The organism is Nocardia sp. MH4 (assembly GCF_019266065.1).
Lineage (GTDB): Bacteria > Actinomycetota > Actinomycetes > Mycobacteriales > Mycobacteriaceae > Nocardia > Nocardia canadensis.
The window spans coordinates 46,921-62,536 of sequence record NZ_LPNR01000097.1 but is presented as its reverse complement, the minus strand read 5'-3'; the positions used below and the strand labels follow the sequence as shown (position 1 = coordinate 62,536).

The window sequence follows — 15,616 nt, the reverse complement described above, 5'->3', positions numbered from 1 at the left end:
CTGTAAGGGAGTAGACGATGTCCGACGGTGACCTCCGCACGAAGTCCGCTACCGCCGCCCGCACCGGGTCGGCCACGAACGAACCGGCGATCGTGTTCGACCGGGTCGGGGTCAGCTACGGCCGGGGCCGCAAGGCCGCGGTCGCGCTGACCGATTTCACCCTGCGCGTCGCCGTCGGCGAGACCGTCGCGCTGCTTGGCCCGAGCGGGTCGGGCAAGTCGACCGCGCTCAAGGCGCTGGCCGGTTTCGTCCGGCCCACCTCGGGCGCGGTCCGGCTGGCCGGGCGCGAGGTCACCGATCTGTCGCCCGCCAAGCGCGGGATCGGGGTCGTCGTCCAGTCCTACGCGCTGTTCCCGCACCTGAGCGTGCACGGCAATGTCGCCTTCGGGCTGAAGTCGCAGCGGGTGCCGCGAGCCGAGATCGGCGCGCGGGTCACCGAGGCGCTCGAGATGGTCGGGATGGCCGGCTACGCCCGGCGGCTGCCGCGGGAACTGTCCGGTGGGCAGCAGCAGCGGGTGGCGATCGCCCGTGCGCTGGCCATCCGGCCCGCGGTGCTGTTGCTGGACGAGCCATTGGCCGCGCTCGACGCGCAGCTACGCCACTCGATGCTCGGTGAACTGCAGCGACTCCGCAAGGCCCTGCCCGACACCGCGATGCTCTACGTCACCCACGATCAGGCCGAGGCGCTGGCGCTGGCCGACCGGATCGCGGTGATGCGCGATGCCCGGCTGGTCGACGTCGATACCGCCGAGAACCTGTGGCAGCGACCGCCCACCGATTTCACCGCCGCCTTCCTGGGTGGCGCGAACCTGGTGCCGTGCACCGTCAACCACGTCACCGGCACGGCGGCGCTGGTCACCGCGGGCACCGCCACACTGCGCGCGCAGGCCCCGCAGCCCGGTGTCGGCCGAGCCGACTGGGCGCCGAACGACGAGGCGCTGCTGTGTCTTCGGCCGCACACCATCACCCTCGGCGCGACCGGCGACCGGGACGCCCTGCGGGCCACCGTGCTGACCTCGGTGTGGCGCGGTGCGTCGACCCGGGTCGAGCTGGCGGTCGACGGGCTGCCGGGGGAGCTGGCCGTCGATGTCCCGGGGCACTTCACCACCGAGGTCGGCGCGGCGGTCGGCGTGCGCCTGCCCGACCCGGCGGGGGTCCTGATCCCGAACAGCGTCGGCGAGAGTGTCCGGGGGACACCCGGTTCCGTCGCCGCCGGTCCGGCGGACGCGTCATGAGCGCGACGACGGTCGACCCCGGGGAGCGGCGCGTGGCGACGCGGCGCGGTGCGCTGGAGGCGGCGCGGTGAGCACTCCCGTCCTCGATCCGCCCGTCCCCGCCGCGGCACCGACAGCATCCGGCTCGCCGCGCTCCTGGCTGCCGATCCTGTGGACCCTGCCCCCGGTGCTGGTCGTGCTCGGCGTCGCCGGCTACCCGATTCTGCGGGTGCTCACCGAGTCGACGCGGACCCCGGCCGGGCGTGGCACCGAGGTGTGGACCTCGGTGCTTGGCTCGGAGTCGTTCCGGGACGCGTTGTGGCGCACCGTGTCCATCGCCGTCTGCGCGACCGCGGGCTGCCTGGTGCTCGGGACGTTCCTGGCGATCGTGCTCGCGTTCGTCCCGTTTCCCGGTGCGGGCCTGGTCGGCAGGCTCATCGACACCATCCTGACGCTGCCCTCGTTCCTGATCACCCTCGCGTTCACCTTCCTCTACGGCACGGCGGGCGCGGTGAACGCCCTGCTGGCCGAGCTGACCGGCGCGACCCAGCCGGTCGTCGATTTCCTCACCACACCGCTCGGGGTGATCCTGGCCGAGATCACCTATTTCACGCCGTTCGTGGTGCGGCCGGTGCTGGCCGCGTTCGCGCAGCTGCCGCGCGAACAGCTCGACGTGGCCGCCAGTCTGGGCGCCTCGCCGTGGCGGGTGCTGCGGCAGGTGGTGCTGCCCGAGGCGTGGCCCGCGCTCGCGGCGGGCGGCAGCCTGGTCCTGTTGCTGACGCTCAACGAGTTCGGCATCGTGCTGTTCACCGGGGCGAAGGGGGTGATCACGCTGCCCGCGCTGATCTACACCCGCGGCATCGTCACCTTCGATCTGCCCGGCGCCGCGGTGCTGGCCTCGGTGCAGGTGCTGCTCTCGCTCTCCCTGTACCTGACCTACCGGCTCGTCTTCGCCCGGTTCACCGCTCGCCCGAAGGGGGATTGATCGTGCTCGTGTGGACTCCTCGGGGAAAGGCCCTGGTGCTCGGCGTGTTCGGGCTGGTGGTCGCGGTGGTGTTCGTCGCCCCGATCGCCACGGTGGTCGCCGCCGCCTTGGCCGGTAGCTGGACCGGCCCGCTGCCCTCGGACCTCGGCTTCACCACGATCGGCAACGCGCTCACCGGCGAGCAGGCCGCCAGTCTGTCGGTGAGCCTGCAGACCGCCCTGCTGGCCGGGGCGATCTCGCTGGTCCTCGGCACCTGGGCCGCGCTCGCCTCGCGGGAAGCGCCGGCCTGGCTGCGCCGGGTGACCGACGCGGTGTTCCACCTGCCGGTCGCGGTGCCCTCGGTCGCGGTCGGCCTCGGTGTGCTCATCGCGTTCAACGAGCGCCCGCTGCTGCTCGGCGGCACCAAGTGGATCGTGATCGTGGCGCACGCGGTGCTGGTGCTGGCGTACGCGTTCAGCGCGGTGTCCGCCGCGCTGGACCGGCTCGACCCGGCGTACCGGCAGGCCGCCGAATCCCTCGGCGCCGGGCCGGTACGTGTGCTGTGCCAGATCACCCTGCCGTTGCTGCTGCCCGCCCTCGGGGCGGCGGCCGGTCTGGCCGTCGCGCTGTCCATGGGTGAGCTGGGCGCGACGATCATGGTCTACCCGGCCACCTGGAAGACGTTGCCCGTCAGCATCTTCGCCCAGACCGACCGCGGCGAAGTGTTCGACGCCGCGGCCGGGACCACGGTCCTCGTCGTCGTGACATTGGTGGTCCTGGTCGTCCTCGGTCGGGTGCGGGGACGGGCCGCGCTGCGCTGATCCGTTCCGGTACGAGGCGGGCGCCAGCCGTCACCGCCACCGGGAACCGACCCGGGGGACCTCCGCGGGAGACGGTGGCCTCGCGCCGGCGTCCGACCAGGTGTCGTTCACAGGAGGGCGGCGGCGTCGACGGCGGTGAGGCCGCCGTCGACGCGCAGGTCGTGGCCGTTGACGTAGGCGGCGTCGGCGGAAGCCAGGAAGGCGACGGCGGCGGCGACATCATCGGCGGTGCCCACTCGACCGGCGGGGGACAGGCCCGCGACACCTGCCTGGGCGGCGTCGGAGAGTTCGGCGCGCAAGGCCGGGGTGTCGATATAGCCGGGGCTGACCGAGTTCACGCGGATCCGACGCGGCGCCCATTCGGCGGCGAGCGTGCGGGTCAGGTTGTGGACAGCGGCCTTGCTCGCCGAGTACAGCGCGGCGCCGGGGACGCCGCGGTGCAGGCCGAAGGAGGCGTTGATGACGATCGCGGCGTGCTCGGGCAGCAGCGGCGACGTCTTCTGGAGGGTGAAGAACGCGGCCTTGACGTTGGCGGCGATCACCTCGTCGAACAACGCGCCGGTGACCTGGTCGATCGGCTGGAACGAGCCGATGCCCGCATTGGCGAAGACCACGTCGAGGCGGCCGTAGCGAGCGGCGAGGGCGGCCACCAGAGTGTCCAGGTCGTCGAGATCGGTGACATCGCCCGCGATGCCGTGTGCCCGCGCCCCGAGCTCGGCCACCGCCGCGTCCAGCCTGCCCTTGTCGCGCCCGGTCACCACGACCTCGGCCCCTTCGGCGAGCAGCCGGCGCGCGGTCGCCAGACCCATGCCACTGGTGCCGCCGGTGATCAGCGCCGTCTTGCCGTCGAATCGAGAACTGTTGTGCGTCATGGATTCAGCGTGGCCGTCGACGCGCCGCGTAGACAGTGCGCAGTTATCCGGGGTGTGCAACCACCAGGCTCGGCGCCCCCGGCGGCACGGATCGTGTGTGGCTACGGCGTGCTCGCTGTCGGTTCGGCCACCCGCCGACTGCGCGATGCCGGACGGCGTTCCGTGGTGCCACGGGTTCCGCCGCGAGCGTGCCGGCGGGAAGGGCGTCGTGGGTCAGGCGGATTCGGTCAGGCGCAGACGCGGCAGGCGGGCGAGCCGTTCGTCGGTGTCGGTGCCCGGCTTCGGGTTGTAGAGCACGACAGACCAATTCGGGTGGTCGGCGACGGTCAGCGTGGTCGCGTCGAAGAACAACTCGCCGACTTCGGGATGGTGCAGGGCATTGACGGCTTGGGCGGGCACGCCGACCTCGTGCCGTTCCCACAGTCGCGCGAAGTCGGGCTCGGCGGCGGCGAGTTCGCGTGCCACCCGGTGGAATTCGTCATCGTGTGGGGCGAGGGCGGCGTCGGCGCGATAGGCCGCGACGACCCCCGGCGCCGCGGCGTCCCACAGCTCGGGCAGTCCACGATACCGCCGGCTGGTGAAGAAGGTGATCAGGCAGTTGTGCGGTTCGCCGTCGTCGCAGCCGAATACCCGCCCGGCGAGGGCATTGAACGCCAGGATGTTCCAGTACCGGTCCCGCACCACGGCGGGCCCACGTTCCCAGCCGTCGATCAGCTGCCGGATCTCGACCGTCACCTCGGTCCCCGGCGTGGCGCTCGGGGGCGGAGGGTTGAGCCCGGCGAGCAGGTACAGATGCGCCCGCTCCGGCACACTCAACCGGAGCACGCCCGCCACCGCATCGAGGACTTCCCCCGAGACCGTGATGTCGCGCCCCTGCTCGAGCCACGTGTACCAAGACACCCCAACCCCGGCCAGCATCGCGACCTCTTCGCGCCGCAATCCCGGGGTGCGGCGCCGACCCGCCGCCGGTAGTCCGACGTCCGTCGGCCCGACCCGTTCCCGCCGCGACCGCAGGAAGTCGCGGAGCTGCTCGCGACGGTGGGTGGATGCTGCACTGGCCATCCCACCACGCTAACCGCGCCGCCCCGGTCTCGGCGAGGCGGCGCGGAGGAGCCAGGCTATTCCGGGCGGCGGCTGGTGAAGTCGAAGGATCCACCGCCGATGCCCCAGGAGATGACCCGGTCGGGGTGGATTCGGAGGACCACGCGTTCCTGGTGCGGGAACGGCGGCTCCTCGTCCTCGAGTGCCACCGCCTTGCCGCGCACCTCGATGCCGCGGATCACGTAGGGCTCGGCCGAGACCTGTTGGTCGACGACGAACGAGACCCGGCTGCCCGCTTCGACATTGCGGTACTTGCGACTGGTTCGCATCCGCATGCCGCCGATGTCGATGGTGCCGTCGGCGTTCACGCGATAGTTGGTGGGGTTGTTCTGGACGACGCCGTCGGGCGACACCGTGGCCAGCCTGCCGATTCCCGCCTCGGCGAGGAACTGCTGTTCATTGATGGTGAAGGTCATCTCGGTACTCCTCGGTGTCTGCGATGTCGGTGCGGTCAGAACAGGATCAGCGCGGCGCACAGGCCGGCGATGGCGATGAACTGCAAGGTGACCCGGTACTTCAGGATGCTGTCCCACTTGTCCTGCAGCGCACGGGCATCGGCCGGAATGACGCCGCTGAGCGCGGCGGCGGTCTGCTGGGAATTGATCGGCTTGGCGACGCGGACATAGAAGGCGAGCCAGGTCAGCAGCGCGGCCACCGAGATCCCGGCCGCGACAGCGGCGCCGAGCTGGCCGGCCGACAGCGCGATCACCAGCGTGAGTACCGCGGTGACCACCCCGCCCACCCCGGCGATCGGCATGCGCTTGTCGCCGTAGTAGTGACCCCACCCCGCGCTCACGGTCACGGTCGCGTCATCGAGCTTGCGGTAGACGGACCGCATGATCACGGCACCGCAGACATCGGTGCCGTAGACGACGGCATTGGCGAGGACGGCGACGGTGGCGATGATCTGGCCGGTGACAACGAGCATGGCGGGCTCCCTCTTCGTGAAATCTAGCGTCGCTAGAAGCGAGAGCAACGGTAACATTCGAGCGCTAGCGTGTCTAGCGATGCTAGATTTCGGAGCGCTGTCGCAGCGCCGCTCGGCGGCCGCGCGGAGTCGGTGGACGGGCCTACGCTGAGCAGGTGTCGGTGCTACCTCTGATCTTCACCGCGGGCTGGGCCAGCGGGATCAACGCGTACGCGGTGGTGTTCCTGCTCGGATTCTTCGGGCGGATCGGCTGGGCCGAGGACGTGCCGCCCGGGCTCGAACGCACCGATGTGCTCGTCGCCGCTGCCATCCTCTTCGTGATCGAGGCCGTGGCCGACAAGATCCCGTATCTGGATTCGTTCTGGGACGCCGTGCACACCGTCGTGCGGCCCGCGTCCGGAGCGGTGGTGGCGGCCTTGATCGCCGGGCAGGACGACTCGCTGCCCACGCTGTTCGCCGCGGCGGTCGGCGGCACGACGGCCCTGGCCAGCCACATCGTCAAAGCCGGTACCCGGATGGCGATCAACACCTCGCCGGAACCGGTCACCAATATCGCGGTGAGTACCGCCGAAGACCTGGGCGTCGGCGGCGTCATCACCCTCGCGGTGTTCTTCCCCGTGCTGGCCGCGGTGATCGCCGCCGTCTCGCTGGCGATCGGATTGTGGGTGGTCTACGCCTGTGCCAGCCGCATCCGCCGCTACCTGCGCCGGCGTCGCGAACGCCGCGCCGCCCGCCGGGGCGAGCTGGACGCGGCGCTCGAGTAGGCGCTCGGGGAGGTCAGCGCACCTGCGGGGCGACCTTCGTCCCGAGCAGGTCGATGCTGTGCAGGACCTGCTCCGGCGGGAGCGTGCCGACGCTGGTGTGCAGCATGAACCGGTCGAGGCCGAGGGTGTCGCGGACCTCGGCGATCTTGCCCGCCACGTAGTCCGGCGTGCCGACGAACAGTGAACCGCTCTGCGAACGTAAGGCGTCGAACTGCTCGCGGGTCATCGGGCCCCAGCCGCGTTCGCGACCGATGGTGGACATGGCCAGCGCGTACGGCGCGTAGAAATCGGCCACCGCCTGCTCGTCGGTATCGGCCACATAGCCGTGCGCGTGCACCGCCACCGGCTGCTTCTCGTGGCCACCCTCGGCGAGCGCGCGGTGATACAGCTCGACCAGCGGTGTGAACCTGGCCGGCTGACCGCCGATGATCGCGATCGCCAGCGGCAGGCCGAGCAGGCCGGCGCGGATCACCGACTCCGGACTACCGCCGACCGCGATCCAGACCGGCAGCGGCCGGTCGTCGGTGCGCGGGTAGACGGTCGCGTCCCGCAGCGGCGCGCGGAACCGGCCCGACCACGTCACCGGCTCTTCCTCGCGCAGCCGCAGTAGCAGCGCCAGCTTCTCCTCGAACAGGTCGTCGTAGTCGGCGAGGTCGTAGCCGAACAGCGGGAACGACTCGGTGAACGAGCCGCGCCCGGCCATCAGCTCGGCCCGGCCGTTCGACAGCCCGTCCAGTGTCGCGAAGTCCTGATACGCCCGGACCGGGTCGTCGGAGCTGAGGACGGTGACCGCGCTGGTCAGCTGGATGCGCTCGGTCCGCGCCGCCGCGGCCGCCAGGACGACGGCGGGCGAGGACGCCGCGAAGTCCTTGCGGTGGTGCTCGCCGACGCCGTAGACGTCCAGGCCCGCCGCCTCGGTGGCGACGGCCTCGTCGACGACCTGGCGCAGCCGCTCGGCGGCGGTCGGCGCGGGCCGATCGCCGGTGGGGTACAGCTCGGCGAAGGTGGTCAGCCCCAGTTCCATGTGAACCTCGTCTCGGGATGCGGTCTGCTCCGGCCACCTCTTAAACGGACCGTGGTCCGGAAAAAATTCCCGCGGATGTGGAGGTATGCAGATTATCTATTACAAAACTATAGTGACGGTATGACCGCCCTCGCGACGACGCGCACCGAACCCGACCTGTCCTTCCTGCTCGACCGTACGAGTCATGTCCTGCGCACCCAGATGGCGGCCGCGCTGGCCGAGATCGGGCTCACGGCCCGCATGCACTGCGTGCTGGTGCACGCGCTCGAGGCCGAGCGGACCCAGGCGCAGCTCGCCGAGCTCGGCGACATGGACAAGACGACCATGGTCGTCACCGTCGACGCGCTGGAGAAGGCGGGTCTGGCCGAGCGCAAGCCGTCGAGTACCGACCGTCGCGCGCGCATCATCGCGGTGACGCCCGCGGGGGCGAAGCTGGCCGCGCGCAGTGCCGACATCGTGGACGGCGTGCATCGGGCGGCGCTCGAATCGTTGCCGAAAGGCGAGCGGGAGACCTTGGTTCGCGCGCTGAATCTGCTGGTGGAGGGGCATCTGTCCACCGCGGTGGAGGCGGCTCCCGCGCGGCGCGCCCGGCAATAGTCCGTTATAGATTGTCTGCAACGAAACTATCTAGTACGGTCATTTCATGACCTCTTCTCAGCGCATCGCCTTGGCGGTGCTGTCGGCGGCGACGCTGATGACCATCCTCGACGGCAGCATCGTCACCGTCGCGCTGCCCGCCATCCAGGCGGATCTCGGCTTCTCGCCCGCCGGCCTGAGCTGGACCGTCAACGCCTACCTGATCGCCTTCGGTGGACTGCTCCTGCTGGCCGGACGGCTGGGCGACCTGATCGGCCGCAAGACGATGTTCCTCACCGGCACCGTCGTTTTCACCGCGGCCTCGCTGCTGGCGGGAGCGGCGACCACCCCGGCGATGCTGGTGGCGGCCCGCTTCCTGCAGGGCGTCGGCAGCGCCATCGCCGCGTCGGTGGTGCTCGGCATCCTGGTCACGATCTTTCCCGGACCGCGTGAACGGGCCACGGCCATCGGCATTTTCAGCTTCACCGGCGCGGCCGGGGCCTCGATCGGGCAGGTGCTCGGCGGCGTGCTCACCGATGCGCTGAACTGGCACTGGATCTTCCTGATCAATGTGCCGATCGGGCTGGTGACGATGCTCGTCGCCGTTAGGGCGCTGCCGGCCGATCCCGGTCTGGGGTGGGCGGCGGGCGCCGACGTGTTCGGGGCCGTCCTGGTCACCGCCGGTCTGATGCTCGGGATCTACACCATCGTCGAGGTCGAGCGGTACGGCTGGGTGTCGCCACGCACCCTGGGGCTCGCGGCGTCGGCCGTCGCGCTGCTCGTCGCGTTCGTCGTCCGGCAGGCCACCGCGCGCAAGCCGCTACTGCCGTTGCGGATCTTCCGCTCGCGCGCCGTCTCCGGCGCCAATGTGGCGCAGATGCTGACGCTGTCGGCGATGTTCGCCTTCCAGATCATCGTCGCGCTGTACCTGCAGAAGGTACTGGGCTACAACGCCTTGCAGACCGGTCTGGCCATGCTGCCCGCCGCGGTCGCCATCGGCGGGGTATCGCTGTTCGCCTCGGCCCGGCTGATGACACGCTTCGGCGAACGGGCCGTGCTGATCGCCGGCCTGGTGCTGCTGCTGGTCGGCATGTCGTGGCTGATGCGGCTGCCCGTCGACGCCGACTATGTCACCGATCTGCTGCCCATGATGGTGTTGATCGCCGGTGGCGGCCTGGTGCTGCCCGCGCTCACCGCACTGGGCATGTCGGGTGCCTCGGCCGATGACGCCGGGCTCGCCTCTGGCCTGTTCAACACCACTCAGCAGGTCGGGATGGCGATCGGAATCGCGGTCCTGTCCACCCTCGCCGCTACCAGGACCGGCGCCCAACTCGCCTCGGGTGCTACCGAAGCCGTCGCGTTGACCAGCGGCTACCGGCTCGCGTTCACCGTCGCGGCCGGGCTGCTCGCAGCGGCGCTGCTCGTCAGCGTGACGGTGCTGCGCCGCACGCGGTCCGCCACCGAAGTCACCCCGGCGGCGGACGCGGTCCCCGCGTTCTGACCGGCCGACCGCCGGGCGATCGAGGAGCGTCGCCCGCCGGGATTCGCCGCACGGCGACTGCTCGCGCCGACCCCGCACGCGGTGGTTACCGGGAACGCGGCGGTGCCGTGGCCGGCTGGCCGTCGAACCAGCTGACCAGTTCCGGGTCGTCCAGACCGTCCGCGACCAGCAGCGCCGCGGACAGATCGTGCGAGCGGGTATAGGCGTTCTGCGCCGCGACGCACGGCACCCGGGCCGCTGTCGCGGCGAGCACGCCATTGGCGGAATCCTCCACGGCGACAACGTGCTCGGGAGCGGACCCGGTGCGGGCCAGAACCTCGAGATACACCGCCGGACTCGGTTTGAGGTCGGGCACCTCCGTCCCGGTGACCACGGTGTCGAACACCTCGCCGAAGGCGTTGCGCAGCAACGGTTCCACCCACGCGCGGGTGCCCGTGGTGGCCACATGCAGCGCGACACCGCGGGCGGCGAGCCGTTCGATGAGCTCCCGGGCGCCCGGCCTCGGCTGGATCTGCCCGTCCTCGACCAGGCTCCGCATGATCCGGGTCTTGGCGGGGTGTAGTCGTTGCGCGAGTTCTCTGGCCTGGTCGGCTGAGCGCCCGGTGCTCTCGAACCAGTGGGTCATCCGCTGGGCGCCACCGGCGATCCGCAGCAGCTCCCCGTAGCGGTCGACATCCCAGCGGTCGGGGAGTCCGGCTTCGGCGAAGGCCGCGTTGAACGCCACCCGGTGGCCGTCGCGTTCGCTGTCGACCAGGGTGCCGTCGACATCGAAGATCACCGCCTCCAGGCGGGTCATCGCGCGCTGCCCAGATGGTCGCGGATGCGGGCGAGCGCCGACGACACGGTGAAGCCGTGGTGGGCCATGACCTCGGCGCCGGGACCGCTGTGCCCGAACTCGTCGATACCGATCGCCAGGTCGACCACGCCCGCCCAGGCCGTGGTCGTGCCCGCCTCGATGCTGACGGTGCACGCCGAGGGATCGGGGGAGTAGCGCGTGCGATCCAGCACCGACACCACCCGCACAGGATGGCCGTCGGCGCGGAGTTCCTGGGCGACCGCCGCCGCCAGTGCGACTTCCGAACCGGTGGCGACGAGCTCGACGGTGCGATGTTCCTCGCCGATCAGCGGCTCGGCGACAGCGACCGCGCCATCGTCGGCGGTGGGCGGGGAGCCGACGACGGCGGCGTCCGAAGGCTTGCCGGTGGCTGTCACTCGCGGGGCGGGCACGAGGTCCTCGGCGCCGGGACCGTCGGCCGCGGCGGGCCGGGGCGTGACAGTGGGTTGGGGTGCTCGGCGGTGGGTGTCGTGCTGCGGCAGCGACTGTCGGGACAGGATCAGCGCGGTCGGCCCGTCGGTGTGGGTCAGCGCGAGTTCCCAGGCGAGCGCGGTCTCGGCATCGTCGGCCGGGCGCAGCACCTGGAGACCGGGGATGACGCGCAGCGATTCGAGGTGTTCGACGGGCTGGTGGGTCGGCCCGTCCTCGCCGACGGCGATGGAATCGTGGGTGAGCACGTAGATCACGGGCTGACCCATCAGCGCCGACAATCGCAGCGCGGGCCGCAGGTAGTCGGCGAACACCAGGAACGTACTGCCGAACACGCGGAACCCGCCGTGCAGGCTGATTCCGTTGAGGACGGCGGCCATGCCGAACTCGCGGATGCCGAACGCGATCGCGGTGGGTGCGTAGTCGTCCCCGCGCACGACCGGGCCGAACGCGGTTCCGGTCGAGCCCGCCAGGTCGGCCGAGCCGCCCACCAGCTCCGGCAGGATCGGGCGCAGGGCGTCCAGGCACGCCTGCGAGGACTGCCGGGTCGCCCGTGGCGCGTCGCCGACGATCCCGGACAGCGCGTCGGCCAGACCGTCGGGCAGTGTCCGCGCACCGGCCCTGGCGAACTCGTCGGCGCGTCGCGGTGCGGCAGCGGCGAATTCGGTAAACCGGCCGAGCCAGTCGGCCCGGTCCTCGGCGCCGAGCCCGGCGAGCACCGCGCACGTCGCGGCGACCTGCTCGGGCACCGTGAACGGCGGAAACGTCCATCCCGCGAGCTCTTTGGCCCGCGCCAGCTGATCGGCGCCCAACGGTGATCCGTGCGCCTTCGCCGTGCCGGCCACGTCGGGCGCACCGTGCCCGATCACCGTCCGGACAGCGAGGAAGCTCGGCCGGGGATCGTCCTTCGCCCGGGTCAGCGCCGCGTCGATCGCGGCGATATCGGTGCCGTCGGGCACCGCCTCGGTGTGCCAGCCGTAGGCGGCGAAGCGGGCGAGCTGGTCGTCGCCGCAGGCCCGGTCCACCGCGCCGTCGATGGTGATGGCGTTGTCGTCCCACAGCACGATCAACCGGCCCAGCCGCAGCTGCCCGGCGAGCGAGGCCGCCTCGTGGCTGACGCCCTCCATCAGGCAGCCGTCGCCGACGATCGCGTAGGTGCGGTGGTCGGTGAGCTCGGGGTAGCGGGCGTGGGTCATGCGCTCCGCCAACGCCATACCGACCGCCATCGCCAGCCCCTGGCCGAGCGGGCCGGTCGTGCACTCCACCCCCGGTGTCTCGCCGTACTCGGGATGGCCCGGCGTGCGCGACCCGAGCTGGCGGAACCGGCGCAGCTCCGCGATGGGCAGGTCGTAGCCGAACAGGTGCAGCAGCCCGTACAGCAGTGCCGAACCGTGCCCGGCGGACAGCACGAACCGATCGCGGTCGGCCCAGCCGGGGTCGGCCGGATCGTGGCGCAGATGCCTGCTCCACAGCGTCCACGCCATCGGCGCCGCCCCCATCGGCATCCCGGGATGCCCGGAGTTCGCGGCCTCGACCATGTCGGCGGCGAGGAAGCGCAGGGTGTCGACGGCGAGCCGGTCGGTGTCGACGGCGGACACGACGAGCGGCCGATGAACAGTGGATTCCGGCATGGGTGGCGCCTTTCGATCGGGTCCGTCCATCCGACCGCACCCGGGGCAGCGCGGCCTTCCCCCGCGCGGGTGGCCGCACGGGTGATTTCTCGCCGATTGCCCCGAACCCCAGTGCTTTTCCGCCGTACTGTGGCGGTATGCCGGAGCCGCCGACCCCGTTACGGTTGGTGCTCGTCGACGACCACGAGATGGTCCTGCACGGGCTCGACGCGATGCTCGGCCACTTCCCCGACGAGGTCGTGATCGTGGGCCAGTCGAGCACCGACACCGCGGCGCTGCGCCTGATCGACGAGCACCGGCCCGACATCGTCCTGTGCGACATCCGCATCGGCAAGGCCAGCGGTCTGGATCTGTGCCGCCAGATCACCGAGCGGTATCCGGGCACCAAGGTCGTGGTGCTCACCGTGTACGACGACGAGCACTACCTCTATCAGGCGCTGCGCGCGGGCGCGGCCGGGTATGTGCTCAAGCGCGTGGACGGGCGTGAACTCGTCGCCCACCTGCGCCGCGCCGCCGAGGGCGAGACCGTCATCGATCCCGCCCTGGCCGGTCGGGTGGCACTGGCCGCGGCCCGGCTCGACGCGGGGCAGTTCTGGTCGGGCGCGCACCTGGGCCTGACCCAGCGCGAGTCGGAAGTGCTGGGACTGCTGGTCTCCGGGCACTCCAACCGGGCGGTGGCGGGCAAGCTCGTGGTCAGCGAGGACACGGTGAAGACCCACATCCGCGGGCTGTATCGCAAACTGGGCGTGTCCGATCGGAGCGGGGCGATCGCGGTCGCGTTGCGGGAAGGGCTGTTCCGGTGACCGGTGCCGCGCCGACGGCGGCGCAGCTGGCCCCGCTGCTCGCGGCCGACGGTGTGCAGCTCTACGCCGTCGACGGATCCGATCTCGGGGTGGTCGACCTGTGGCCGGCGCACCCGTCGGCCGGCTCGCTGACCCTGCCGGTCGGGTTCGGGGTGACGGGGCTGGTCGCCCGGACCGGAACCCCGGTCCTGCTGGATCGGGATTCGCCGCGGAACGCCCTGCACCGCAGCCTGTTACGCCTCGAGCCGGGGCAGACGATCGCGCGGATGTGCCTGCCGCTGCGCGGTGTCGACGATTCCGTGGTGGGAGTCCTTGCCGCGCACCGGGATCCGGCCGAACCGTTCGGCCCGGCCGACCTCGACCGCGCGGCGGGCTACGCGGGTGTCCTCGGCCTGTCGGTGCACGCGCACCGGTTGTGGCGCACCGTCAACCGGCACCGCACCGAGCGGGATCGCCTGGTCGAACAGGCGATCTCCGCGCAGGAGGCCGAGCGTCGGCGCATCGCGTTCGACCTGCACGACGGGGTGACCACCGCGCTCGCGTCGATGTCGTTCCACCTGTCCGCGGCCGACCTGACCGTCTCCGAACTCGCCGCCCACGTCGCCACGGGCGACGAGTCCGGCGTGCGCGCGCTGGAGCGGGCCCGCGCCGAACTGGTCAGTGCCCGGACGCTGGCCGATTTCGCCTACAACGAGACCAGGGCGGCGATCTCGGGCCTGCACAGCCTGGTTCTCGACGACCTCGGCCTGGTCGCCGCGCTCGAATCGCTGGTCCGCACCGCGGGCACCGGCGGCGGCCCGGCGATCGAATTGCTCGTCGACCCGGCCGCCGCGGTCGGCGACATCGCCGACCACGCGGCCGCCGCGCTGTACCGGATCGCGCAGGAAGCGCTGGTGAACGCGGTCAAGCACGCGGGCGCGAGCCGGATCGTGCTGTCGCTGCGCCGGGTCGGCGACTCGGTGGTGCTCGGCTGTTCCGACGACGGCGCGGGTTTCGACCCCGCCGCGCGCCGGGCCGAGCGGGCCGCCGCCGACGGCCAGCACTTCGGCCTGAGCTCCCTGGCCGAACGCTGCGCCGTCATCGAGGCTTCGCTGCGCGTCGAGTCGCTGCTGGGGCGCGGCACGATCGTGCTGGTCGAGCTGCCGCTGCGGTAGTCAGCGGGTCGCGTCGGCGGCACTGCGGCAGTTCGCCAACAGCACCCGCTGCGCGTCGAGCACCGCGGCGGGCGCGCCGGCCCAGGTCCGTAACGCGGCGCTGACCAGCGCGCGCCCGAACGAGAACGTGACCGCCCACGGCCGGTCGCCGTGGGCGTGCAGCGCGCGCAGGTACTCGCAGACCCGCTCGGTCGGCTGGCCGCCGGACAGGAACGCGATGCCGGGGACCGCGGCGGGCACGGTGTCGCGCAGGACCTCGAAGGTCGCGTCCACCACCGCCGCGGTGGACGCGGGCGCGGCGGCCAGGCCCGGGGTCACGAAGTTCGGCTTGAGCACGATGCCGGTCAGGTCGACGCCGGCGGCGTCGAGCGCGGCGAACACCGACCGCAGGGCGAGCCGGGTCGCCTGGGCGGACGCGGCCAGGTCGTGCTCGCCGGTGCACAGCACCTCCGGCTCGACGATCGGCACGATGCCGTGCTCCTGGCACAGCGCGGCATAGCGCGCCAGCGCGTGCCCGTTGGCGTGCGCGGCGTAGGGCGTGATCGTCCGCACGTCGAACACCGCCCGCCACTTGGCGAAGGCGGCCCCGCGCTCGGCATAGGACGCCAGCCGGGCGCCGAGACCGTCGAGTCCCTCGGTGACCAGCGCGCCCGCCTGCCCTGGCAGGGCGGTGGTGCCGGTGTCGACCTTGATGCCGGGCAGGATGTCCAGATCGCGCGCGGCGGCGGGGAAGGCACGGCCGTCGGCGAGTTCCTGGCCGAAGGTCTCGTCGCACAGGATGATTCCGCTGACCCGATCCGCCAGTCCGTCGGTGGTCAGCAGCAGGGCGCGATAGTCGCGCCGGGCGGTCGCGCTCGCCGGGATGCCCTCCTGCTCGAGACGCGCGGACATGGTCTTGATCGACTCGTCGGCGGCGAGAATGCCGCGGCCGCCGCCGGTCAGCTGCTGGGCGACGGCGGCGAGGGTCGGGGCGGGAAGTGTCGTCATGCAGACAGCGTG

Annotated in this window: 16 protein-coding genes; 8 read left to right on the top strand and 8 right to left on the bottom strand. The window is 71.8% G+C overall.

The window, feature by feature from the left end:
* The first annotated feature begins 17 nt into the window (after positions 1 to 17).
* From ATM97_RS14160 to ATM97_RS14150, 3 genes are all read left to right on the top strand, one after another.
* Positions 18 to 1,235, top strand: a complete 1,218-nt coding sequence (locus ATM97_RS14160; RefSeq protein ID WP_218718474.1) for an ABC transporter ATP-binding protein — start codon at positions 18 to 20, stop codon at positions 1,233 to 1,235.
* Between the two features lie 67 nt (positions 1,236 to 1,302).
* Entirely contained in the window at positions 1,303 to 2,199 is an 897-nt protein-coding gene (locus ATM97_RS14155; protein ID WP_218718473.1) for a 2-aminoethylphosphonate ABC transporter permease subunit, read from the top strand.
* Between the two features lie 2 nt (positions 2,200 to 2,201).
* Positions 2,202 to 2,999, top strand: coding sequence for an ABC transporter permease (locus ATM97_RS14150; RefSeq protein WP_218718472.1), 798 nt, complete (start codon positions 2,202 to 2,204; stop codon positions 2,997 to 2,999).
* A 107-nt stretch (positions 3,000 to 3,106) separates the two neighbouring features.
* On the opposite strand, the gene ATM97_RS14145 is transcribed toward ATM97_RS14150, so the two are convergent.
* From ATM97_RS14145 to ATM97_RS14130, 4 genes are all read right to left on the bottom strand, one after another.
* The gene (locus ATM97_RS14145) at positions 3,107 to 3,871 is read right to left on the bottom strand and encodes a glucose 1-dehydrogenase (RefSeq protein WP_218718471.1); all 765 of its coding nucleotides are present in this window, start codon (positions 3,869 to 3,871) and stop codon (positions 3,107 to 3,109) included.
* A gap of 213 nt (positions 3,872 to 4,084) precedes the next feature.
* Positions 4,085 to 4,933 (bottom strand): helix-turn-helix transcriptional regulator, encoded by an 849-nt coding sequence (locus ATM97_RS14140; RefSeq protein WP_218718470.1) that lies wholly within the window; start codon positions 4,931 to 4,933, stop codon positions 4,085 to 4,087.
* Between the two features lie 56 nt (positions 4,934 to 4,989).
* On the bottom strand, positions 4,990 to 5,388 hold the full coding sequence (locus ATM97_RS14135; protein ID WP_218718469.1) for a PPOX class F420-dependent oxidoreductase: 399 nt from the start codon (positions 5,386 to 5,388) through the stop codon (positions 4,990 to 4,992).
* Positions 5,389 to 5,423: 35 nt separating this feature from the next.
* The gene (locus ATM97_RS14130) at positions 5,424 to 5,900 is read right to left on the bottom strand and encodes a DUF1772 domain-containing protein (protein WP_218718468.1); all 477 of its coding nucleotides are present in this window, start codon (positions 5,898 to 5,900) and stop codon (positions 5,424 to 5,426) included.
* A gap of 155 nt (positions 5,901 to 6,055) precedes the next feature.
* Here ATM97_RS14130 and ATM97_RS14125 point away from each other — a divergent pair, with 155 nt between their 5' ends.
* Complete coding sequence (locus tag ATM97_RS14125) at positions 6,056 to 6,664, top strand: DUF4126 domain-containing protein (protein WP_218718467.1); 609 nt, start codon at positions 6,056 to 6,058, stop codon at positions 6,662 to 6,664.
* 13 nt (positions 6,665 to 6,677) lie between these two features.
* Here the strand turns inward: ATM97_RS14125 and ATM97_RS14120 are convergent, their stop codons facing one another.
* Positions 6,678 to 7,688, bottom strand: coding sequence for an LLM class flavin-dependent oxidoreductase (locus tag ATM97_RS14120; protein ID WP_218718466.1), 1,011 nt, complete (start codon positions 7,686 to 7,688; stop codon positions 6,678 to 6,680).
* A 120-nt stretch (positions 7,689 to 7,808) separates the two neighbouring features.
* On the opposite strand from ATM97_RS14120, the gene ATM97_RS14115 reads away from it, so the two are divergent.
* Positions 7,809 to 8,285 (top strand): MarR family winged helix-turn-helix transcriptional regulator, encoded by a 477-nt coding sequence (locus tag ATM97_RS14115; protein WP_218718465.1) that lies wholly within the window; start codon positions 7,809 to 7,811, stop codon positions 8,283 to 8,285.
* 46 nt (positions 8,286 to 8,331) lie between these two features.
* A complete protein-coding gene (locus ATM97_RS14110) occupies positions 8,332 to 9,765 on the top strand; it encodes a DHA2 family efflux MFS transporter permease subunit (protein WP_218718464.1) in 1,434 nt (477 codons plus the stop codon).
* Positions 9,766 to 9,850: 85 nt separating this feature from the next.
* On the opposite strand, the gene ATM97_RS14105 is transcribed toward ATM97_RS14110, so the two are convergent.
* Positions 9,851 to 10,561, bottom strand: a complete 711-nt coding sequence (locus tag ATM97_RS14105; RefSeq protein ID WP_218718463.1) for an HAD-IA family hydrolase — start codon at positions 10,559 to 10,561, stop codon at positions 9,851 to 9,853.
* The gene (locus ATM97_RS14100; protein WP_218718462.1) at positions 10,558 to 12,660 is read right to left on the bottom strand and encodes a transketolase; all 2,103 of its coding nucleotides are present in this window, start codon (positions 12,658 to 12,660) and stop codon (positions 10,558 to 10,560) included. The genes ATM97_RS14105 and ATM97_RS14100 overlap by 4 nt, the downstream gene beginning before the upstream one ends.
* Before the next feature lie 137 nt (positions 12,661 to 12,797).
* On the opposite strand from ATM97_RS14100, the gene ATM97_RS14095 reads away from it, so the two are divergent.
* Positions 12,798 to 13,463, top strand: a complete 666-nt coding sequence (locus ATM97_RS14095; protein WP_218718461.1) for a response regulator transcription factor — start codon at positions 12,798 to 12,800, stop codon at positions 13,461 to 13,463.
* Positions 13,460 to 14,617 (top strand): GAF domain-containing sensor histidine kinase, encoded by a 1,158-nt coding sequence (locus ATM97_RS14090; RefSeq protein WP_218718460.1) that lies wholly within the window; start codon positions 13,460 to 13,462, stop codon positions 14,615 to 14,617. Before ATM97_RS14095 ends, ATM97_RS14090 begins: the two co-directional genes overlap by 4 nt.
* On the opposite strand, the gene ATM97_RS14085 is transcribed toward ATM97_RS14090, so the two are convergent.
* The gene (locus tag ATM97_RS14085) at positions 14,618 to 15,604 is read right to left on the bottom strand and encodes a class I fructose-bisphosphate aldolase (protein ID WP_218718459.1); all 987 of its coding nucleotides are present in this window, start codon (positions 15,602 to 15,604) and stop codon (positions 14,618 to 14,620) included.
* Positions 15,605 to 15,616 lie beyond the last annotated feature (12 nt).